Source organism: Scrofimicrobium canadense, from assembly GCF_009696615.1.
Classification (GTDB): domain Bacteria; phylum Actinomycetota; class Actinomycetes; order Actinomycetales; family Actinomycetaceae; genus Scrofimicrobium; species Scrofimicrobium canadense.
The window spans coordinates 124,385-144,305 of sequence record NZ_VULO01000007.1 but is presented as its reverse complement, the minus strand read 5'-3'; the positions used below and the strand labels follow the sequence as shown (position 1 = coordinate 144,305).

Below are 19,921 nucleotides of genomic sequence, written 5' to 3'. Positions count from 1 at the left end.
TTCATGGGATAGTGACCGGCAACCTCGGGCAGGAACCGGAACTGAAATTCAACAACCAGTCAGGCAAAGCGACCCTGAATCTCTCGATTGCGGCAACACCCTCACGGCTGGATCGTCAGACGAACCAGTGGTCTGACGTGGGCGAACCTCTGTGGATTCGCGCGACACTCTGGGAACAAATGGCTGAACGTCTCGCCGACGTGCTCCACAAGGGCGACCGGGTGAGCGTCGAGGGTACATTCTCGATTCGCACCTACCAGGCTCAGGACGGGTCACAGCGACTCAGCTACGAACTACTAGGCGCGAAGTTCCTCGGCGTGGTCCCCAGAGCACCCCAAAACGCCGCCCAGCCGTTCGCAGGACAGCCGAACAGCCCCACAGGCGGGTATTCGGACACCCCCGCCACGAACGGCCCGCAAAACGGCACCTACGACGTTTTCGGAAACGCGGGAGGAGGCAGCTTCAATGAGCCAGCACCCTTCTGACCCCGAACAATTCTGCGACGCGACCACCGCCGCGTTCGTGTTCCGCCCACTGCCCATCAGCGCCCTAATAGCAGCACACAACAACACCGGCACCCCCTACCCCATCAGCGGCGACACAATCGCCACCACCACGAAAACGAGGACGAAATGAGCAAGCGAATAGCACTGATCACCGCGCTCACACTAATAAGCCTGACCGGGTGCGCTCCAACTACCCCCGCAGACGGACCAGGATCACTAAGGTCATATGTTGTTGACCTGCCAGACGGCGGCAAAGTTGTCTGTGTCAAAGCCAAAGATTTTTCCCAGACCGGCATTACCTGTGACTGGGAGGCCCGCTCATGAGCCACACTCCTGCCAAGTGGGACCAGACACCCATCACGCCGGACCATCACTACCTGCTGATAATCCCCGGCGATGAGGAAACCTGGTGCCGCTGCACATGCGGGTGGACCATCCCCGGACACTACCCGGCACCACCAGACAGGAAACTCGAATCCACTTGGGACGCATGGTACTGGCCCCACGCAATCGAGGAAGAAATCAAAGCCGAAAGGAGCCGAAAGGAACCGCTCATGAGCCACAAAAACGAAGCGGAGAAGCATTTTGCGGATGCAGAGGAGTGTATGCGGGCAGCGTGGCAACAGGCCGCGATGGCGGAATCCGATCATAAATGGATTGCTCAAATGCACTCAGCTAATGCTCAAGTCGCAGCCACTCTCGCCCTAGTCGAAGCACAGGAAACCGCCAACGAACTAGAGGCCGACACGCAGACATTGGAACGACTCATTGCAAAACAGCAGTTCGTGGCCATGTTCGGTGGACTCTATGGCGAGGAGTGGACGCGGGCACAGGCGCGGGCACTATCCGTGGCGTTCGAGGTCGAACTACCCGCCGCTTTGGGGATCGGAGAGGAACAGTGAGTGTTCCAGTCGGCACCTGTTTGCAGTGCGACCAGAGCCGAGAGACAGTCAAGAGCGAGAAAACGTACTGCGCAACCGTCACCGGTTACGAGTGTGTAGAAACTCAGGATGAATGGCCCCGGCATCATTGGCGCGACTGGTCCGACAAAGAACTATCTGGGGCCGGACTACACCCAAGCCTCTGGGACCAGCATCGCCGCACCAACATCTACGACCTGGAATGGCCCGCCCGCACATCACGCTGCATGGAAAAAGGGCACATATACCCAGACCTGACCAATACGGAGAACCGAGAGTTTTACCGAGGAATGGAGCACGTATGCATGTGCTGCTACGAAAGCAAGGACCAAGACAATGGCTGACATTGACATTCCAGATGAAGCGGTAGAGGCGGCGACTCAGGTTTTTTGGGATGAGGTGCTAGGCCGCTCCGACAAATGGGAACAATTCGCCAAAGACGATCCCGATGCGGCGGAGATTATCAGGGACAACCGGCGATGCATTTTAGAAGCCGCTGCCCCGATCATTCGCGCTGACGAACGGCGGCGAGTAGCGGAGGAAATACGGGCGGCTGCGTGGCCCCCCGACAAAGCAAAGACCGAAGGCCTCGATTTTGGATACGCACTAGGTCGAAGTGCGGGCCTAGACATCGCCGCCCAGATCGCGGAAAGGAGCGGGAAATGAGCTGGTTATGGTTCCTTCTCGGATTCATCAGCTTCCCGGCGGGAATCGCGTTGGTCCTGACCACTTCGAGATGGTTCTTCGAGCCGGACTATGGGTGGATGTGCCGCAAATGCGGTTACGAAATGGAGCCCTACCACTCGAAAGCCCACCAGAAATGGGACATGAAAACTCACCGATGCAAAGGGGGTACCCATGACTGAGCGGGAGCTAGTGTTAGCGAAAACCGGTGGTCACTGCGCCTACTGCGGGTGCCACCTGACGCTGAAAACGATGCAGGAAGACCACGTGATCCCACTGCGACGCGGAGACAAGGGCGACAAGTCACACCTGGACGTGCTCAGCAACAAAATGCCCGCCTGTAGGAGCTGCAACTACTACAAATCTGATATGACGCTCGATCAGTTCCGGGAACGCATGGACCTGATGATCCAAAACCTCGAACGCAACAGCACCGTCAAAGCACTACTCCGCTACGGGAAAATCGCATTCACACGCGGACCCGTCGAATTCTATTTCGAAAAACTACAAAAGGAGTCCACCCATGATGATTAGAACCATAGACGAAATCAAGGCGCTACCAAAGGACTCGGTAATAGCTGCGATCGACGCAATCATCGCAAGACTCGCAGAAAGGAACGAGAAATGAGCTGTGACGACCGTGACCAGCGGCTTGTGGAGCTGGTGGCCGGACTCGAATGCACATCACTGAAACGACGCGCGGGCCTACGGGGAGGTCAGGTTGTGCCCGAAACATATCCGGTTGATTTTCTGCACTGTCTCCCCGAAGCGGTGCAGTCGCAGTACCGGGAGAGAGCCCGCGAAATCATCAAGGAGGCGCGCATGTTAGGGCCTGCAAATCCGGAAGAAATCACGCCAGAAATCGCTACCAAAGCCCCATATGACAAATGGGTCCTACTGGAAGCCCGCGTCGCACTCAACGCACTGGAGGGGAAATGAGCTGGCCTGATGTAGCAACCACACTAATCGGATGCTTGACCATCCTCGGAATCGTCTGGATAAGGAGCCACAATGACCACTGACCAGGAAATGCGACAGTTGGCCGACAGTGCGACTGAGGGGCCGTGGGAAGCCAATCAAAACGACCTCACTGGTGAGTGGAAAGTCGAATACGACCAGGAGCAACAATGGTTGATTGCGGAGGTCGGTGGAGGGGACTGGAACGCGAAGAATGACGCCGAGTTTATTGCTGCCTGCCGCGATTGGGTGCCAGAAGCGCTCAAGAGGCTAGAAGCCATCGAAGCGGTCCTATCCAGCTACCCCGAATGCGACACCTACCCACCAGACGGGCCAATCGGCTGCGGGTGGAAACGCGACCTCATGACCATCAAACGCATCATGGAGGACCAATGAAACGACTCCCCACCATCCCCGGACGAGTACACGGCATCGTCGCAGTCGACCCGCTCGCAGTACAATGCGACGACTGCCTCCGAGTATGGTCAGAAAAACTCCCCATCCTGACCGTGCGGAAAGCCATTTTCAACAAGCGCGAGCCGGGACTCCGTCTCTGCGCAGACTGCTGGAAAAAACGCGGATGGGTTAACACCGCCGCAAACGGATGGGAGAAAACAGCCAAGGAGGACGACCAATGAGACGCCGCCTACTGTCCGTGTTGGCCGCGTGCCTGCTACTCACAGGATGCGCAACCCAGGCTGAGACAACACCCGCACCCGCACAGAGTACCGACAGCACGCCTGACATGTCCGTCCCATCATGGCGCGTACAAGACGGCTATTTGTCCAGGTACATCATCAGCCAACAAAGTGGACAGCCATTGGAATGCGTCATCTACACCGGCGGCGGACTCGACTGCAACTGGCAAGGAGGGGCGCAGTGAGAGTCCGACTCAGCCTAGAACTCCGCATCAACCGCGACCACCAGCCCGAACCCGAGCCGCGCGAAACCGACACCTACAGCCGCGACGAAAAAGCCGACCCCCCACCCATCGGCTTCCAAATCGACATGCCCAACCACGACTAACACCGAAAGGAGTTCCCATGTGGCTGACCAGTATCGAATTATCTCAACGTGAACGCCGGATGACATTCGACACGGACATGACACACCGTTTTCTCACCCTCGCATCTAACAGCTCAACCTATCTGTGGGCATCCCCCCGCCCCGGAAAACTAATCGTCCAGTCCGAATCGGCACTCAATATGAACACAATAAAACGCGTTTCTACTAGTGTTTTTGCCGCGCCACGCAAAACCAACTACCAGAAACATGAAAAACTCACCTTTGCAGCAATCTTGAACCCAGTAAAAAGAACCTTCCAACCTGAACAACGCGGAAAACTCACGCCGCTAAGCCAAGACGAAATACCTGATTGGTTCGTCCGTAAAATCGGCTCGGCTGCAAAGGTCAACCATGTAGATGTGCAAATAATGAGCCCCGCAAAAGGAAACCGCCCCGACGGAACCCGAATGATACACACACGCACCGCATTCACCGGCACTATGACCGTGAACGATCCAAAAGCACTCTCCCACCTACTCACACACGGCGTTGGGCGGGCTAAGAGGTTCGGCTGCGGACTCCTACTCACAGAGGTGCTGAAATGACCCACGCAACCAGGCTCGTCCACAACCTCGCGGGCAAACCCCCCGTCGAGGGGGCCAGCGCAAAAGCTTTCACTAGCACAGCCCCTACAATCTGCTGTGTTTGTGGTGAAACCGAAAACAATACTGCGCCTGCAAAGAAAGTGCTCGGTGAAAACTTTACTGACAGAGGAATGTTCACCCGGGAGGATTCGGACCGGGCATGTTGGGCGTGTGTTGCTATATGTTCTGGCAAACCACCCCGATCATTTCGCCAGTGGACCGTTATCGCGACCCCTGGAAGAGAGCTTCCACCCTCACAGGAGAAAGCCGCCGCTTGGATAGGTCAGCACAACGGTTTGTGCCTGACAAGCAAAAAAGACACTACGCCAGTTATCGACACGCTCTGGGACCCTCCCGCTGGCCAATGGCTAGTTAGCGTGGCCGACTCAGGTCAAAAACATGTGCTCCCTTACGCGACAGTCTGTGAGGGGAACTCGGGAGTTATCCGCTTCGAAACAATCAACGTCCCCTACAGGTGTGACGACTGGCGGCAGGTGTTCACCGCCACGCTTGGCCTACGCCGCCTCGGAATACCCTCCGACGCAATCCTCACAGGCACACCAAAGTATTTGAAAACCCGCGAAATGCTCACCCAATGGCAAAAGCTAGACGGCGAATTAGCCGCCTGGCACCGATCCCCACTACTGCGACTCGCACTGTGGACAATCACGAAAGGAATCACCGAAAATGATAACTACCCCCACGCCTGAACAACTCGACCAGGCCACAATCCGCCTGATTTTCGCACTACGCGACAGTCTCACCGACGACGGGCCAAGCCGCATCGATTTCTGGAGTGGCGGGCGCGCAATCAGCGCTCTCGAAGCCGCCGCCGCCGGAGCCTCAACCGCAAGCGAAGCAATCACACTAGCCGCTAAAAAACTTCAAATCCCCCAGATCGACAAGCGCCAAGCAAAAACCGTTGCTGAGGTCGCGGAACTGATCGATCAGGACTACCCGGCTTGGGCTGCACACATCACCCGCAACGCGGTCTACATCCTCGCGCTCGCTGATATTCAACGAATAGAGCAGCGCGACACGGCAAAAACAAAAACTGAACCCGCTGTAACCATTTTCTGAAAGGCACCTAAGAATGAAAATCAACTACATTGCAACCCTTGAAAGCCCGTTCCACCACGGCGCTGGCACCAGCGGGAATACACAGCGTCTCCGCACACAGGAAGTCGTCCTTGAAGACGGCAGCCTGGCAATGGTTCCCTTCCTCAGCGCCAACTCTATCCGTCATGGACTGCGGGACGCACTCGCCTGGCATCTCGCAAAAACCCTCGATCTAGCAGACGGGACACTGACAAAAACCGCAGTGTCGCTCATTTGGAGTGGTGGCGCGGTCACCACTACCGGGGCGCAAACCAATCTGGATCTGACACGCAGAGCGAACGCGGCACTCCCCATGCTGGGACTGCTCGGGTACGCCGCCCAATCTGACATCACTGCCGGAACCGCGCGTGTTTCTGACGGGATCCTGGTGTGTGAGGAAAACCATGCGCGCATTCCCGTGCAGGCAACCCACAAAGCAGCCCACTATCGGGGAGAAGAATTTGGAACCCGCCACGACCTGGACACCACGCCTGCTGCGCGGTTTATCGAGCTAGCCGACGATGCGGTGAACGCGTCTACACAAATGATCTGGTCCACCCAGATACTCAAGCCCGGCGCGGAACTAGCTGGCAGCATGGAAACAGATGCCGCCGCCACAGGTGAGCATGAGAAAACCCTGGCAGCCGCGTTCCACCTGTGGGCGCCAGGTGGCGTTGCGTTTCTCGCCGCGAAAACCGCGACCGGCTACGGAAAAGCACGCATCACCACAGAGGAAGAAGTATCTAACGAGGTTCCCTGGCTCACCCAGCACTACCTGGACCATGCTGATGAAATTGTGGAGATCGTGCGGGAGTTAGCGGCATGACCAGCCTAAAAGTCACCGCTCACCTCATCGAGCGCACCAGTGGCATCGTCGGGCGAGAATTCTTGCTCGACGGGCCACTGGCCTGGGCCGAAGCCACCCGCCCCGACAGCGCTTATCCGACAATCACCCGTGAACACGCACCAGAGATCCTACTCCCCCTAGAAAAATGGGAACAAAACGGACTTTGGGGCTGGAAGAACTCACGCGCCCACTATCAGGTGCAAGCCCACACGATGTTAGAAATCCGTAAGAAACCGGCAGACGCGGAGCTAGTGCGCTTCACCAAGGAAAAGAAAAACCACCACGCGCTCGGACCACACAAAGCGCGTGACGTGGTAATCCCCGTGGCGCTCATCCCCAAGATCAGCTGGGAAATCGAATGCGCCGACGAGGACTGGCTACGTCTCCTGCTCGACCGCATCACACACCTCGGCTCACACCGCGCAATCGGCCTCGGACAAGTCACACATTGGGAAATCGAACCTGGCACGCCCGGAGCATGGGCAGACCGACCAATGACCCTGCCAACACGCCCACCCTACTGGCATTACGAAAGGAAAAGCCATGGCTAACCCGCCCGTAAATCTCGGTGAACATGGACAAGCCTTTGCCACCAACATGCGGGTCGTCCGCAAAAACCTAGGCATCGAAATGCAAGACCTCGCAGAACAAATCCGCGCCCGAGGGCATGCCATCACACGCGATCAGCTCATCAGAATCGAAGCGGGCCAGCGCCGCGCCACCGTTGACGACGCATGCGAAATCGCTCGAGCATTAAAAACAAAACTCATCCGCCTAGTAGTGCCATCACACCTGCAGTTAGTCCCCAATCGTCCACTACACGGCAGCTTCGCAGACCACCGACCCACACGCGACATTATGGGAGGAAAAACAGATGTCGCCTAAACTCCGCACGCCACTCCCCTACGTGGGGACTAAATCAATGCTCACAAGTAAACTAATCCCGCTCATCCCCGCGCATCACCACTATGTGGAGGTGTGCGGGGGGAGTCTCGCTCTGCTCCTAGCTAAACCACCAAGCGCCGCCGAGACAGCGAACGACCTAGACGGACAGCTCGTCACCTTCTGGCGTGTCCTGCGGGACCAGCCAGACGAGCTGATATCCGCAATAGAACTCACCCCACATTCGCGCTATGAATACTACGACGCACTCAAGAATGAAGGTAAATCTGACCTGGAAATCGCGCGGAAAGTGTGGGTTCGGCTCACGCAGGGAACAAACCGGTCACTAGTGAATCCGCAACGTCCCATGTGGGCCAAACGGCTCACAACGGGTAGCCATCCAGAAACTCTGGTGAGAAAAGCGGAACAACTACTATCTATTTCTCGGCGCCTGCAGCACGTCAGCTTAGATCAGCGTCCCGCTGTGGAAATGGTAAAAATGTATGGCCCCGCTAAGAACGCACTGCTCTATGTTGACCCGCCCTATTTAGGTGCAGAAAGTAGGTATCGGGACGAAATGACCGCAGACGATCATGAGGCGCTACTAAATGCCTCAATCAATGCGAAAGCATCAGTAATGATCTCTGGATACTCAACGCCACTTTATGAGGAAAGGCTGAAAGACTGGGACCGCTATGAGTTCCCCGGGCGTGCCAGAATAACAGTCGGAAAGCTCGTAGACCGCACTGAGGTTGTGTGGGTCAAATGTTGATTGACATGCCAACATTGACTGCGGCAGACCGTGCGCGGTGGTCCGAGCTGGAACGCTTCGACCAGCGGATCGGCCGCCTACCCGCCCGCATGATTGACGAGGCCCTCGATGAGATTCGCACATTCAAAGAACGCAACCCAAACTGCGTGTGCTCCACCTCGTGGGGGAAAGACTCCGTGGTGGTCGCATGGCTCACCCGCCAAACAGACCCCATGATTCCGCTCGTCTGGGTGCCAACCATCCGCGCGGACGGAATGAGCTACGAGGCGGAAGCCACCTACCAGGTGCGCGACGCATTCCTAAAGGCTTTTCCTGGCGCATACGAGGAGCGGCCCGCTACTGCACGCAACCCTAAGCGCGGAGACCCGGACTACAATCCAGCACAGTTCGACAGGCCCGACTATAGGTCGCAAGACGTGCTCAAGGAGAATATCCCCGAGCCGTCGATCAACGGTGTGCGCGCAGAAGAATCACAAATGCGCGCCCGATCCCTTCGTTGGCATGGCGTGAGCAGCAAGAATTCATGTCGCCCAATCATCAAATGGACAGCAGCGCAGGTTTTCGGCCTGTTAGCAGTCAATAATCTTCCAGTTCACCCTGCGTATGCCGCATCACATGGTGGGCTATTAGACCGTCGATGGCTGCGTGTCCACCCGTTGCGTTCAAAAGCACCTGCTCGCTCTATCGTGTACGGGCGTGACATGGACGACTGGGAGGACACCTACTTCCCGAATCTAGCACCAACCCGCGCCACACCAACCAAAACCACGACACGCTAACACCCGCAAAAACGCTTATATAGTCATAATATAAGTAGAATTGCGGGTAGAACCAAGGAGCCACATTGACACACATGACAGGCCACCACGCCGCCAAACTCCTCGAGGACATCCTACGGTGGCGACTCATGCCCTGGACGCCCGTCGAACAGGTGTCAGCCATCCGCTACGACCAGGATGTGGTTCAAGGGGGAGACGACCAAGGACGCCTCCCCTTCGGCCTCGACAGCGTCATCGACTCAGTGGACAGTGACGGCGCTATAGGCGTGTGCGACAGTGAGAGTGTCGATAAAGCCCTAAGATTCTGGGTGCCCTGGTTCTCCGACTGGGTAGACCAACCCCCCACCTACCGCGAACAGCCCGGCGCGTGGATGCTACAACAACTCCAAGAAAACCCGGTTTTCACCAACGTCAACGGCTGGCACCTCAACGAAGACGGCACTCAAGACGACTACGGGCTCCAATGCCAAACCGCCTGGGACGACTACTGCGAAGAACTAAAAATCATCCACCACAAAGTCGCCCACGCAACAGGCAACGCGCCATTGAACCGAGGCCTATGCCCCAAATGCAAACGAGGCAACATGCTCCAACAACCACTCCCCAAACGCGGATACGACGACGAGGCCACATGCAGCAACAAGGACTGCGGCAACAGGATACCCGCCGAACACATCCCCGCATTTCAAGCAGCCGCACTCAAACACGTCACCACCACCGACGACACAGGAGACACTTGGATATACGGCAAACAAGCCATCGAACTCTACTCAGGCAGCCTCACCTGGGCGCACCTGCGCGACTGGCACAAAGCCGGGAAACTCGACCGCAAGGGAAACAAGAAACACTATGCGTATCCCCTGGCGCAAATCAATGATCTGGTATCATCTCAGTAGCGGCACATCCAACGCGCCCAAATATGGGGTGCTCCACATCCCGGGCGGCTAGAATCAGAGACACACCTACCCGCTGACCACGGAAAGGCACCACCGATGAGAAACCAACTCAATAACCAAAACATCGAAATGTACACCCGCAAAGGGTGTGTCGGCTGCTGCATCTGCGAAACCGGAGCGAAGAACGTAGGACGAACTGCGACACTCTGGACCCTCGGCTTATGCACTGGCGGACTCGGGCTGCTGATTCTCCCCTTCTATAAGAAGTGCGTGTACTGCGGGCACAACATGTTCATGAACAAGCACGTTGCACACGCCGAAATGAAATAGTCCACGCGAGGCGGTGACAATGGCACGCAACATTGCCCGCGACAGTCACGAATGGAAGAGGCTTCGCAAGTCACTACTCAAACAAGCACGCGCCAACCAAACACCATGCGCGATCTGCGGAATGAAAATCAACTACAAGACGCGCGACTACAACGCGCCCGACGCGCCCACCGTGGACCACGTCCTCTCCTGGCGAGACCATCCCGAACTCAGGTTAGATCGCGGAAACACGCAAATCTGCCACCGCTCATGCAACACGTCGCGCGGCGTCAAAATGTACGCGCTCCCCACCAGCGGCAACACCAGCCGCGACTGGAGTCTCCCCCAAGGGTAAGGGGGTTCAAATCATGAGCGAACCAACACCATCAGACCCGGCGGCGCGGGTAGGAGGCTTTTCGCTCTCAGGTGTTTCAGAACCGGGGTCGCGCAGGCGCGTGCGCGCGCGGAATATTAGTGCTTTCGGTAGAATAGAGCCAGTGAGTGGTCCCGCGAGACGGCAATCTCCGGGACCGTGGCCGATGACTTTAGGGAGTCTCGACATGGTTGATGTTACCCGCATATGTGCCGCTGACGATTGCGGGCAGTTTTTTACTTGCCGCGAGAAGTCGCCGCGTAAGTATTGCTCAGGAACGTGCAGCAACAGAACTAAGGATCGGCTCAGGCGCGCGAAGCGTTCATCTAGGCCGTGTTCAGTAGTTGGGTGCGAGAATCCGGGGCAGTGCTCATCTGGGCTCTGCTATATGCATTATGACCGGCGGCAACACGGTATCCCTTTTGATCGCCCTAAGTACTCGCAACCGAAGTTGCGGACTAATCCGCCGACTTGCACTCATGAGGGGTGTTCTAAGCCGACGTACTGGCGGAAACTTTGTAAGCGCCATTACGTGAAGATGCAGGCTGACGCGGGTAAAGAGTGGGCGATCTTGGACTATGCGCCCGGCGGGCCGCGAGGAAAGACGGCAAAGTACGGCGGCAGGTTCGACGTGGTGGATCGGTTCGTAGTGTTTGAGCGTGACGGTTGGATCTGCCAGTTATGCGGTGGGCCGGTAGATCCTGAGTTGAAACGTCCGGATGTTATGTCGGCGTCGTTGGATCATGTTGTGCCGTTGTCTCTTGGTGGCGACCATTCGATGGAAAATAGCCAGCTCGCGCATTTGAGTTGCAACTCTGCGAAGGGTAGCCGCGTTTAGGGGGTGGCCTCATGGCTCATGGTCCGGTTCGTTCTGATTTTGAGCGGGCGTTGAAGGCTGCTCGGCGGGACAAGCTCATCTATGCCAGGCATGCGGGGACGGTTGCGGCTGCGCGCGCCCTTGCCGACAAGATCGACGCCTGGGACGTGATTGTTCAGTGGGCTAACGATGATGTTCGCGCCGCTGGCGGTGGCCGCCCCGCTGTGCCGGATAACGACAACACTTCGATCCCCGCGTTCCTAAAGTACATGAACGATTTGGGTTTGACTCCGGCGGCGGATGTTGCGCGCGCGAAGGACCAGGCACGCACTGAGTCGATGAAGGCATCATCTAGTAAGGCGGGGGGTGCTCCGGTTGGGAAACTCCAGGCGCTCCAAGAAGGGGTCGGGCTCAAAGCGTACCGGGGCGAAGCAACCGCTTAGGGGGCGCCGTGAGCCGCGCGTGTTCACACCGCCGTTGCGCCCTTTGGAGCCACGGTCACCGGAAACTGAGAAGCGGACTCTTGGATATTCGGTGATTGATTTCGCTGACCAGGTGTTAGAGATGAAGCTTTATCCCTGGCAGGAGTTCTTGCTGATCCACGGTCTGGAGGTGACGGAGTCGGGTCGGTTCCGGTTCCGAACTATCGTTATTCTCATTGCCCGCCAGAATGGTAAGTCCACGTTGGGCCAGGTGTTAGCGCTCTGGTCCCTGTATGTGTTGCAGGTGCCTTTGATTGTGGGGACCGCGCAAGACTTGGCTACTGCTGAATCGCTTTGGCAGGATGCGACAGAGATGGCGCAGAGCGTCCCAGAGTTGGACGCTCTCATAAAGGCCGTGAACCGGAGCAGTGTCAACAAGTCTCTTGTTCTGTCGATTGGCACTGAGTACAAGGTGAAGGCTTCTACGCGTAAGGCGGCGCGTGGCCTGTCTAGTGATTTGTTGCTGCTGGATGAGTTGCGGGAGCATACGAATTGGGAGGCTTGGGGGGCTGTCACTAAGACGATGATGGCGCGCCCCAAGGCGCAGGCGTGGGCGTTGTCGAACGCGGGTGACGAGTTGAGCGTGGTGCTCATGTCACTGCGTAAGAAGGCGCACGCCGCCCTCGGGGACCCTGATGGGATCAACAAGGACGCGGCGCTGCTTGATGATGACGCGCCGGAGACCGCGGACCAGTCGCTCGGCATTTTTGAGTGGAGTGCCGCTCCGGGCAGGTCGAAGTGGGATCGTGAGGGTTGGGCGGAAGCGAATCCCGCGATGGGTTACGGGGCGCTCACGGAGGAGGCGCTCGCTAGTGCGTGTGCGACGGACCCGGACCCCGTGTTCCGCACCGAGTGTCTGTGTCAGTGGATTTTGGGGACGTTGGAGGGGCCGTTTCCGGGTGGGTCTTGGGAGCAATGCGCGGACCTGACTGGGGTGATTGAGAATCCTGTGGACGTGTCGTATTGCGTGGACGTTTCTGTTGATCGTTCGACGGCGTGGATCGCTGTTTGTGGGTCGCAGGCGTCTGGTCGTCCGCAGGTGGAAGTCGCGGCTGGGCGTCCTGGTGGTGGCTGGTTGAAGTGGGTGCCGGAGTGGTTCGAGCAGATAGCGGACCCGGCTCGGCCGGTTCGTGTCGTGGTTCCATCGCGAGCGATGAACCCGGCTGCCGCGTTGTTGGAGCCGCTCAATGATTTGGATGGTGTTGAGGTTGTGGAGTGGGCGGGGCCTGATATGCCGCTCGCTTGTGGCCTGATCTATGACCGCGTTGTGAGCGTCCTAGAGGATCATCCTCCGTTCCCACCGTTGGCGCATCGTGGTCAGGAAGCGTTGAATTTGGCGGCTGCTACGGCGGCGCAAAGAGTGTCGGGTGACGGCTGGTATTGGGATCGGCGTAACTCTGCGCAGGACGCCAGTCCCTTGGTGGCTGCTACGGGCGCGCTGTGGGACCATTTGCGAACACCGGAGGAACCGCCTGCGCCGTCGATTTATTCGTTCGGTGCTCTCGATCTGATTTAGGAGGCCGGGGTGCGTTTGTTCAAGTCTTTTGTTGGTTCCAAGGTTGTGTTTCCTTTTCAGGATGTCGTTGGTGAGGGTACTTTGCGGGCGGTGGAGCGTACCGGCTACCTGCTGATTACGGGTTGTGTGATTGAGGGCGTGGATGCGGGTGACCTAGTGATCCCGGCTCCCCCGTGGCTTAGGAGGGTGGTCGAATAGTGGCTAACTTCCTCGCAGCGGCAGAGCGTGCGGCCCGCGTCGAGAACGTGGACTACATGAACATGGCGGTCCCCCTCGAATCTATCGAATCGTTTTTCAAGCCGTCCCCGGTGAACGTGTGGAGGGATCAGCCGTCCGTCCGTAAAGTCGTGGACTTCATCGCCAGCAATATTGCGTCGATCCCGCTGCACCTGTATGACCGCACGGACGATGGGCGCGAACGGGTGCGTGACAGTGACCTAGCACGACTGCTTCACTCCCCCTCGATGGCGCGTGAAGAAAACGCTTACCTATTCTGGAAGCGTGTCCTCATTGACTGGCTGATCTACGACCGCGCCGCAGTGCATATTGACCCGCTCGAAATGAAACTGCGTCGGATTCCCCCAGCGTCATGGGTGCAGAGCATTGACGACGTTTACGGGACAATCAAGACGATCAAAGTGGTCAACGAGCGTGGCCAGTACGTCACGCGGGACATTGACGAGTTCCTGATTCTGTCGGGCTATTCGATTCCTGGTGTCGCGGGGTTTAGCCCGATGGAAACGCTAAGCGCGATTCTGACAGATTCTGACGATGCGTTAAAATTCCGGCGAATGATGTGGCAGCGGCAGGCCACCCACACGGGTGTTGTGGAGCGTGAACAGGCGTGGGACTCTCTGGAGGCGCGTAAGAACTTCCTCGAAGGTCTACGCGCGTTTGACGCGAAGTCTGAGCGGTCTGGCGGGTCGATGCTGCTGGATGAGGGCATGAAGTGGAAGGACCGCAAACCGTCCTTCACGCCGCGCGACCTGGATGACATTGAGGCGCGTCGGCTGACAGATATTGAGGTTGCGTCCCTGTTCCATATTGCCCCGGAAATGGTGGGAGCGCGTCAGGGTAACTATTCCAACATGGAAGCGTTCAGGCAGTCACTCTACCGTGACAATCTGGGGCCTTACATTGATGGGTGGGAGCAGGCGGTTGCGCCGCTCGTTGACGTGTTTGGGGAGCCCGGCCAATATATTGAGGCGTTCCTGGATGCGAAGCTGCGTGGGTCGTTTGAGGAGCAGGCTAAGACGTTCCAAACGAGTGTGGGTGCTCCGGTGATGACTCGTAATGAGGCGCGCGCGAAGATGAACCTGCCGGACGTTCCTGGCGGGGATGATCTAGTTACGCCGCTGAATGTGTTGATTGGTGGGCAGGCGTCACCGCAAGATTCAGGCACGCAAAATGAGCGGGCTAAACCTGTGCAGGTGAAGGCTCCGGCCCCGGTGGAGTCGTGGGAGTACACGCCCGAGATAGGGCAGGCGACAAGTCTGGTGTTGGCTAAGACGTTTGAACGTCAAAGCAAGGCAGTGTTACCCGTCATTGGGAAGGCGACTGAAACGGTTGGGGGGTTCCCTGAATGGTGGGACGGGCTCAGGTGGAACCGTGAGCTAGCGGATGACCTTTACAAGATCGCGGTCCAATACTCCCCCGAGATTGGGCGCGCCCAAACTGAAGCACTGGGTGTGGACCCGTCCGAATACGTGCCAGAACTGACCTACGCATATTTGAAGCAGGTGTCGCGCTCACGGGCCGCGCTTATCAACGCGAAAACGGTAGAGGCCCTACAGTTTGCTCTGGCTGAGGGTGTCGCCCCTGCGGACGTGTTCAAAGAGGCTATTGATGTTCGCTCCGTTGTTGCGGGTGCGGCGTTCGCCGCTTTCGTCGCGTCATGGACGGCGAAAGAGGTTGGCCAACAGATTCTTGGGGGCCAGGGGTGGAAACAGTGGCATGTCACGTCCGGTAACCCACGGGATTCTCACGCTGCGATGGATGGGGAGACCGTGCCTTACGGCGCGCGGTTCAGTAACGGTCAGTCCTGGCCCGGTGATTCCTCAGCGGGCGTGGATGAAACAGCCGGTTGCATGTGTGGTGTATCTATTGGAAGGGGGCCACAATGAGGCTCACAAAAGCGTTCAAGGTGGCCCCGGCAGAGTCGGGGCCTTTATCATTCACGGGATATGCGTCCACTTGGACACGCACCCCAGATTCGTATGGGGATGTGGTCGCTAAGGGGGCGTTTACTGAGTCGCTGAAGGCGTGGGCTGAGTCTGGCAAGACAATACCGGTGCTTTGGCTGCACGACCAATATGATCCTGGCTCTTACGTCGCTAAGGTCGTTGACATTGTTGAGGATGACCACGGCCTGAAGGTCACAGGTGAGTTTTTCGATGATGATCCAACGTCGCTGAAGGTTCATCGGCTCTTGAAGGAGCGGATGGTCAACGAGATGTCGTTTGCGTTCGACATCGATGATGCGGCGACGATCACGGAGGACGGGAAACAGGTTCGAGAACTGCGCAAACTCAACCTTTTCGAGGTCAGCATTGTTCCGCAAGGTGCGAACAGTGACACCTCGATCGACGTGGTGAAGTCGGTCGCTGACCGTTTCACTGCGGAAGAAGTCGCCGCGCTCAAAGAATTAGCGGCACAGAATCTTGCCACCGATGGGGTGGAAGTGGACAGCAAGCCAGACGAGGCTCCCGAAGCTGGCAATCCCGATCAGGGTGAGGCCGCGAGTAAGTCACTAGGTGAGGTTGTCGCGCGACTAAGTAAACAAATCGACGCCCTAGGAGGGGCAGAAATGGAGAGTTCAAAATGAACCTGAAGGCACAGCGCGCGGCAGCACTCGAAGCCGCGCAGAACGCTAAGGCCGCTATGGAGGCGGACCCTACAGATGAGACGATCAAGGCAGCTCAGGACGCCGCCGACAACGTGAAGGCGTTGGATGAGCGGATCGCTAACGCGAAAGCAGCGAAGGCCGCGCTCGACTCACTATCAGATGGAGTGGGCATTGAAAATGGCTCGCCCGAGGTGCAGGCGAAGTCGCTGGGTGAGCATGTTCGTAAGACTGTCGGTGAAGAGCTGCGTCAGCTCAAGGGCCGTCACGGCAGTGTGTCGGCTCCTGAGTTCAAGGCTGCTGACGACTCGCAGGTTACCGGAGGGCCTACGGGCGCGTTCCGTGACATCCTGACCGACGTTGACCGCACCATCGTGCAAGCCTACCGGCGTCCCACCATTACCGGACTGTTCGGTCAGGGACAAATTGGTGGGCAGGCAATCACTTACTTCGTGGAAGGTGCGCGTGAGGGCGACTTCGCCACTGTTGGCGAGGCCGGACAAATGGGGCAACTCCACTATAAGGACCCCACGCAGGTCACTGATGCGTTGTCGAAGATCGCTGGGTTCATCAAGCTCTCGGACGAGATGTTGGAAGATCTGGATTATGTTGTTTCCGAGATTGACGGGCGGCTACTGTATGACCTGTCGCTGGTTGAGGAAGCCCAACTGTTGTCCGGAAATGGAACCGGCACCAACCTGTTGGGTCTGCTGAATCGTTCGGGTTTGCAGACGGCTTCTACCGTCGCGGATGGTTTGGCTGATGAAATCTTCAAGTCTATGACGCGTATTTCTAACGCTACGGGCCTGAACGCTGACGCGTTGGTGATCAATCCTGCCGACTATGAGGGGCTGAGGCTTGCTAAGGATGCCAACGGGCAGTATTACGGTGGTGGCATGTTCGCTGGGCAGTATGGGCAGGGTGGCATTGTCGCTCAGCCGTCTGTTTGGGGTTTGCGCACTGTCGTTAGCCCTGCTGTGGCTGTGGGTGCGCCTGTGGTTGGCGCGTTCAATGCTGGTGCGACTGTATACCGTAAGGGTGGTGTGCGTGTGGAGGCCACTAACTCGGACCAGGCGGATTTCACTAAGGGCTTGGTGACGGTTCGCGCGACTGAACGGGTCGCGTTGGCGGTTCGTAAGCCTGCGGCGTTCGTGAAGATCACCGTGTCGGAGGACTAACCGTGGCTCTCAAAGAATACGTTTTCGCGGGTGGCACGTATCAGTTCGATGAGGATGAGGCGCCGGAGGGTGCGGTTCTTGTTGAGGTGAAGGTGGCTCCGAAGCCTGAGAATAAGGCGCGGAAAGCGCCTGCTAATAAGTCAGTTAGATAGGTTGGGGGCGTGTCCGGTTATGCGTGTTATTGATCCTGTTGTTGGGGAGGAAAAGTTACCGCTGCTGGTCACGCCTCAAGCCGTTGTCGCCGATTCGGGCGGTCAGTTGAAAGCGGGTGATCCTCGTCTTGATGTCGCGTGTGATGCGGCTTCGGCGGCTGTGCGTCGGTATTGCCGGTGGCATGTTGCCCCGGTGATTGAGGAGACGATCACGGTGGACGGCAGCGGCGGCTCGGTGCTGCGACTCCCGTCCCAGCATGTCGTGGACGTGCTGGAGGTGAAGGTCAGCGGTGTCCCCGTGTCAGCGGATCAGTTTTCTTGGTCCGTGGCTGGGCTGCTGGAACTGCATGGGAAGCGGTTCCCGAAACGGTACCGGAGCGTGGAGGTCACGTTGCGACATGGGTACGACTATGTGCCGGACCTGTCGGCTATCGCGTCGCAGGTGGCCAGGTTTGCGCTCGCCTCCCCAATGGGTAGGACGAGGGAGCAGGCTGGTCAGATTTCCGTGTCGTGGGGTACTGCGCAGGGTATGGCGTGGTCGGAGTCGATGCTGGAGATGATGAAGCCTTACCGGCTCCAAATAATGCCATAGGGGTGCTCATGTTGACTGTTTCTTTTGCAACTCAGACCCCGGTTATCCTCCGCCCTGGGTCTACTACGGAGTGGGGGCAAACTGTTGTCGATTGGGATGACGTAACTGAAATCGAGGTTCCGGGCTGCACGGATTACGCATTGTCCGGTGTGGAAACAATCAACGGGACCGAGGTAGTCGCCGGGGCAAGGCAAATGTTCATGCCCCCAGGTACAGACGTTCGTGGCACCGACAGGATCAGGCACCTTGGCCGCGTGTGGGAAATCATCGGTGAACCGTCCGAGCAGAACAGTCCGACCGGGGAACTCTCCCACATTGAGGTCATGTTGAAGCGTTGGGACGGGAAGAAGTAGATGGCTATCTCAAAGGTTCGCATCGAACTGAACAAGCCTGGGATCGGCCAGTTCTTGAAGGATCAGAGGAGCAACCCGAAGATGCTTGCCTTGCTTGAGTCGGAGGGTCGGAAGATCGCTAGTCGTGCTGGTCCCGGTTTTGATGTGAAACGGATGGAGCAGCGTCAGAATCGTCCCGGCGTCCGTATCTATCCGGAGACACGGGCGGCAAAGCAAGCGCAGGCCAGAGAGAATCGGCTCGGTAGGGCTCTTGGGGGTGGGTAGTGGATTTGATCGACGCCGCTGGCCAATCCGTCGCCCCCATCCTGGGTTGTGGCTACGCCGGGCAGGAACCACAAGACAAGGACGGCATACCAAGCAACGGCCTCGTGATCGTGGAGCGTGTTGGTGGCGGCATGACCAGCCTCGGTCGCTCCGATAATCCGTGGCTCCAGTTCACGGTCCTCTCCCAGTCGAAGAAGCGGGCGTGGGACATGCTCCGCCAGGTGCGTGAGCACTGGTCGAAGCCACGCTCACAGGTCGGTCCCTACTTCATCTACGGGGTCCGCGAGGTGCTGAACCCGGAGGATGCAAGCCTGAGCAGTGACCCGTTTTATCGGGTTCGCTCCACGTTTGAGTTTCACATACGGGGACTCGCCTAAACACAGTTTTTCTAGCGCCTACCGAGAGTCGGTTAGGCGCATTTTTATGCGCAAGACACGAGTGAAAGGAACTCATTATGGCGCTAGCACAAGTAAATGCGGATAACGCACGCCTGTTCGGTTCAGACGACGATTATGTGGCGGTCGCGGATTTGGACGCGGCGTTTACCGCGCCTGAGTCGATCAGCGCGGCGGCCCCCGCTCCTTTTGTTGAGGTCGGGTGGATTCACCCGGACGGGTTCACGCTCACACCCACCGATGAGGTCGCGAAGCTGAAGGGCTTCCAGGGTGGCCGTGTTGTCCGAACGGCGATCACCAGCTCAGAAACGTCGTTTGCTTTCCAAATGCTGGAATCGACGGCCCTATCACTGGGACTCGCATTGAGCCGTGGCGACGCGACCACTACGGGCGGGGTCACTAAGAGCACACTCAAGGGTGCCCGGCAGATCGAGAAACGACAGTTCCTGCTTGGCCTGTTCGATGGTGACGTGAAGTGGCTCCTGCACATTCCCCACGGGGAGATCACAGAACGCCAGGAGATCACGATTGGCCGTGAGGAAATCACGGGCTACAACGTGACCGTCGAAATCATTGGTGACTATTTCCTGTACTCGCAGGGGGACGACGCGCTGAAAGCGTCGTAAAGAGTTTGGTGGCTGGGGCGTGGTCATCTCCA

General features: G+C 57.8%; 35 protein-coding genes. All 35 read left to right on the top strand.

Annotated features, from left to right (window positions below; genetic code table 11):
• Positions 1 to 11: 11 nt before the first annotated feature.
• Entirely contained in the window at positions 12 to 485 is a 474-nt protein-coding gene (locus FYJ24_RS07040) for a single-stranded DNA-binding protein (protein WP_206192571.1), read from the top strand.
• A complete protein-coding gene (locus FYJ24_RS07035; protein WP_154544933.1) occupies positions 466 to 636 on the top strand; it encodes a hypothetical protein in 171 nt (56 codons plus the stop codon). The genes FYJ24_RS07040 and FYJ24_RS07035 overlap by 20 nt, the downstream gene beginning before the upstream one ends.
• The gene (locus FYJ24_RS07030) at positions 633 to 830 is read left to right on the top strand and encodes a hypothetical protein (RefSeq protein WP_154544931.1); all 198 of its coding nucleotides are present in this window, start codon (positions 633 to 635) and stop codon (positions 828 to 830) included. The genes FYJ24_RS07035 and FYJ24_RS07030 overlap by 4 nt, the downstream gene beginning before the upstream one ends.
• Positions 827 to 1,408, top strand: a complete 582-nt coding sequence (locus FYJ24_RS07025; RefSeq protein WP_154544929.1) for a hypothetical protein — start codon at positions 827 to 829, stop codon at positions 1,406 to 1,408. The genes FYJ24_RS07030 and FYJ24_RS07025 overlap by 4 nt, the downstream gene beginning before the upstream one ends.
• Positions 1,405 to 1,770 carry a hypothetical protein gene (locus FYJ24_RS07020; protein WP_154544928.1) on the top strand — a complete coding sequence of 122 codons (366 nt, stop codon included), beginning with the start codon at positions 1,405 to 1,407 and terminating at the stop codon, positions 1,768 to 1,770. Before FYJ24_RS07025 ends, FYJ24_RS07020 begins: the two co-directional genes overlap by 4 nt.
• Positions 1,763 to 2,092: a hypothetical protein gene (locus FYJ24_RS07015; RefSeq protein ID WP_154544927.1), complete on the top strand. Its 330-nt coding sequence runs from the start codon at positions 1,763 to 1,765 to the stop codon at positions 2,090 to 2,092. The genes FYJ24_RS07020 and FYJ24_RS07015 overlap by 8 nt, the downstream gene beginning before the upstream one ends.
• A gap of 192 nt (positions 2,093 to 2,284) precedes the next feature.
• Positions 2,285 to 2,644: an HNH endonuclease gene (locus tag FYJ24_RS07010; protein WP_154544925.1), complete on the top strand. Its 360-nt coding sequence runs from the start codon at positions 2,285 to 2,287 to the stop codon at positions 2,642 to 2,644.
• A 90-nt stretch (positions 2,645 to 2,734) separates the two neighbouring features.
• Complete coding sequence (locus FYJ24_RS07005; protein ID WP_154544923.1) at positions 2,735 to 3,049, top strand: hypothetical protein; 315 nt, start codon at positions 2,735 to 2,737, stop codon at positions 3,047 to 3,049.
• A 72-nt stretch (positions 3,050 to 3,121) separates the two neighbouring features.
• Positions 3,122 to 3,463 carry a hypothetical protein gene (locus tag FYJ24_RS07000; protein WP_154544921.1) on the top strand — a complete coding sequence of 114 codons (342 nt, stop codon included), beginning with the start codon at positions 3,122 to 3,124 and terminating at the stop codon, positions 3,461 to 3,463.
• Positions 3,460 to 3,705 (top strand): hypothetical protein, encoded by a 246-nt coding sequence (locus tag FYJ24_RS06995; RefSeq protein ID WP_154544919.1) that lies wholly within the window; start codon positions 3,460 to 3,462, stop codon positions 3,703 to 3,705. The genes FYJ24_RS07000 and FYJ24_RS06995 overlap by 4 nt, the downstream gene beginning before the upstream one ends.
• Positions 3,702 to 3,950 carry a hypothetical protein gene (locus FYJ24_RS06990; RefSeq protein WP_154544917.1) on the top strand — a complete coding sequence of 83 codons (249 nt, stop codon included), beginning with the start codon at positions 3,702 to 3,704 and terminating at the stop codon, positions 3,948 to 3,950. Before FYJ24_RS06995 ends, FYJ24_RS06990 begins: the two co-directional genes overlap by 4 nt.
• Positions 3,947 to 4,093 (top strand): hypothetical protein, encoded by a 147-nt coding sequence (locus FYJ24_RS12635; RefSeq protein WP_206192570.1) that lies wholly within the window; start codon positions 3,947 to 3,949, stop codon positions 4,091 to 4,093. The genes FYJ24_RS06990 and FYJ24_RS12635 overlap by 4 nt, the downstream gene beginning before the upstream one ends.
• 17 nt (positions 4,094 to 4,110) lie before the next feature.
• Positions 4,111 to 4,677 carry a type I-E CRISPR-associated protein Cas6/Cse3/CasE gene (gene cas6e / locus FYJ24_RS06985; RefSeq protein WP_154544915.1) on the top strand — a complete coding sequence of 189 codons (567 nt, stop codon included), beginning with the start codon at positions 4,111 to 4,113 and terminating at the stop codon, positions 4,675 to 4,677.
• Positions 4,674 to 5,426, top strand: a complete 753-nt coding sequence (locus tag FYJ24_RS06980; protein ID WP_154544913.1) for a hypothetical protein — start codon at positions 4,674 to 4,676, stop codon at positions 5,424 to 5,426. Before cas6e ends, FYJ24_RS06980 begins: the two co-directional genes overlap by 4 nt.
• A complete protein-coding gene (locus tag FYJ24_RS06975) occupies positions 5,404 to 5,796 on the top strand; it encodes a hypothetical protein (protein ID WP_154544911.1) in 393 nt (130 codons plus the stop codon). Before FYJ24_RS06980 ends, FYJ24_RS06975 begins: the two co-directional genes overlap by 23 nt.
• A 13-nt stretch (positions 5,797 to 5,809) precedes the next feature.
• Complete coding sequence (locus FYJ24_RS06970; protein WP_154544909.1) at positions 5,810 to 6,640, top strand: hypothetical protein; 831 nt, start codon at positions 5,810 to 5,812, stop codon at positions 6,638 to 6,640.
• Complete coding sequence (locus tag FYJ24_RS06965) at positions 6,637 to 7,212, top strand: hypothetical protein (protein WP_154544907.1); 576 nt, start codon at positions 6,637 to 6,639, stop codon at positions 7,210 to 7,212. The genes FYJ24_RS06970 and FYJ24_RS06965 overlap by 4 nt, the downstream gene beginning before the upstream one ends.
• Positions 7,205 to 7,546 carry a helix-turn-helix transcriptional regulator gene (locus FYJ24_RS06960; protein WP_154544905.1) on the top strand — a complete coding sequence of 114 codons (342 nt, stop codon included), beginning with the start codon at positions 7,205 to 7,207 and terminating at the stop codon, positions 7,544 to 7,546. The genes FYJ24_RS06965 and FYJ24_RS06960 overlap by 8 nt, the downstream gene beginning before the upstream one ends.
• The gene (locus FYJ24_RS06955) at positions 7,536 to 8,315 is read left to right on the top strand and encodes a DNA adenine methylase (RefSeq protein ID WP_154544903.1); all 780 of its coding nucleotides are present in this window, start codon (positions 7,536 to 7,538) and stop codon (positions 8,313 to 8,315) included. The genes FYJ24_RS06960 and FYJ24_RS06955 overlap by 11 nt, the downstream gene beginning before the upstream one ends.
• Positions 8,309 to 9,094, top strand: a complete 786-nt coding sequence (locus tag FYJ24_RS06950) for a phosphoadenosine phosphosulfate reductase domain-containing protein (RefSeq protein WP_225872065.1) — start codon at positions 8,309 to 8,311, stop codon at positions 9,092 to 9,094. The genes FYJ24_RS06955 and FYJ24_RS06950 overlap by 7 nt, the downstream gene beginning before the upstream one ends.
• 128 nt (positions 9,095 to 9,222) lie before the next feature.
• Positions 9,223 to 9,990 carry a hypothetical protein gene (locus FYJ24_RS06945; RefSeq protein ID WP_206192569.1) on the top strand — a complete coding sequence of 256 codons (768 nt, stop codon included), beginning with the start codon at positions 9,223 to 9,225 and terminating at the stop codon, positions 9,988 to 9,990.
• Between the two features lie 349 nt (positions 9,991 to 10,339).
• Positions 10,340 to 10,654, top strand: a complete 315-nt coding sequence (locus FYJ24_RS06940; protein ID WP_154544897.1) for an HNH endonuclease — start codon at positions 10,340 to 10,342, stop codon at positions 10,652 to 10,654.
• A 556-nt stretch (positions 10,655 to 11,210) separates the two neighbouring features.
• Positions 11,211 to 11,510, top strand: a complete 300-nt coding sequence (locus FYJ24_RS06935) for an HNH endonuclease (protein ID WP_154545023.1) — start codon at positions 11,211 to 11,213, stop codon at positions 11,508 to 11,510.
• 11 nt (positions 11,511 to 11,521) lie between these two features.
• Positions 11,522 to 11,932, top strand: a complete 411-nt coding sequence (locus FYJ24_RS06930) for a terminase small subunit (protein ID WP_154544895.1) — start codon at positions 11,522 to 11,524, stop codon at positions 11,930 to 11,932.
• Positions 11,933 to 11,951: 19 nt separating this feature from the next.
• Entirely contained in the window at positions 11,952 to 13,487 is a 1,536-nt protein-coding gene (locus FYJ24_RS06925; protein WP_154544893.1) for a terminase large subunit domain-containing protein, read from the top strand.
• Between the two features lie 9 nt (positions 13,488 to 13,496).
• Complete coding sequence (locus FYJ24_RS06920) at positions 13,497 to 13,685, top strand: hypothetical protein (RefSeq protein ID WP_154544891.1); 189 nt, start codon at positions 13,497 to 13,499, stop codon at positions 13,683 to 13,685.
• Positions 13,685 to 15,610: a phage portal protein gene (locus FYJ24_RS06915; RefSeq protein WP_154544889.1), complete on the top strand. Its 1,926-nt coding sequence runs from the start codon at positions 13,685 to 13,687 to the stop codon at positions 15,608 to 15,610. The genes FYJ24_RS06920 and FYJ24_RS06915 overlap by 1 nt, the downstream gene beginning before the upstream one ends.
• Positions 15,607 to 16,311, top strand: a complete 705-nt coding sequence (locus tag FYJ24_RS06910; protein ID WP_154544887.1) for an HK97 family phage prohead protease — start codon at positions 15,607 to 15,609, stop codon at positions 16,309 to 16,311. The genes FYJ24_RS06915 and FYJ24_RS06910 overlap by 4 nt, the downstream gene beginning before the upstream one ends.
• Complete coding sequence (locus FYJ24_RS06905) at positions 16,308 to 17,507, top strand: phage major capsid protein (RefSeq protein ID WP_154544885.1); 1,200 nt, start codon at positions 16,308 to 16,310, stop codon at positions 17,505 to 17,507. The genes FYJ24_RS06910 and FYJ24_RS06905 overlap by 4 nt, the downstream gene beginning before the upstream one ends.
• 2 nt (positions 17,508 to 17,509) lie before the next feature.
• Positions 17,510 to 17,659 carry a hypothetical protein gene (locus FYJ24_RS06900; RefSeq protein WP_154544883.1) on the top strand — a complete coding sequence of 50 codons (150 nt, stop codon included), beginning with the start codon at positions 17,510 to 17,512 and terminating at the stop codon, positions 17,657 to 17,659.
• Positions 17,660 to 17,678: 19 nt separating this feature from the next.
• Positions 17,679 to 18,251, top strand: a complete 573-nt coding sequence (locus FYJ24_RS06895; RefSeq protein WP_154544881.1) for a hypothetical protein — start codon at positions 17,679 to 17,681, stop codon at positions 18,249 to 18,251.
• Positions 18,194 to 18,604, top strand: a complete 411-nt coding sequence (locus tag FYJ24_RS06890; RefSeq protein WP_154544879.1) for a hypothetical protein — start codon at positions 18,194 to 18,196, stop codon at positions 18,602 to 18,604. The genes FYJ24_RS06895 and FYJ24_RS06890 overlap by 58 nt, the downstream gene beginning before the upstream one ends.
• A complete protein-coding gene (locus FYJ24_RS06885) occupies positions 18,605 to 18,868 on the top strand; it encodes a hypothetical protein (protein WP_154544877.1) in 264 nt (87 codons plus the stop codon).
• The gene (locus FYJ24_RS06880) at positions 18,868 to 19,245 is read left to right on the top strand and encodes a hypothetical protein (RefSeq protein ID WP_154544875.1); all 378 of its coding nucleotides are present in this window, start codon (positions 18,868 to 18,870) and stop codon (positions 19,243 to 19,245) included. Before FYJ24_RS06885 ends, FYJ24_RS06880 begins: the two co-directional genes overlap by 1 nt.
• Positions 19,246 to 19,322: 77 nt before the next feature.
• Positions 19,323 to 19,889, top strand: a complete 567-nt coding sequence (locus FYJ24_RS06875) for a phage tail tube protein (protein WP_154544873.1) — start codon at positions 19,323 to 19,325, stop codon at positions 19,887 to 19,889.
• Positions 19,890 to 19,921: the final 32 nt, after the last annotated feature.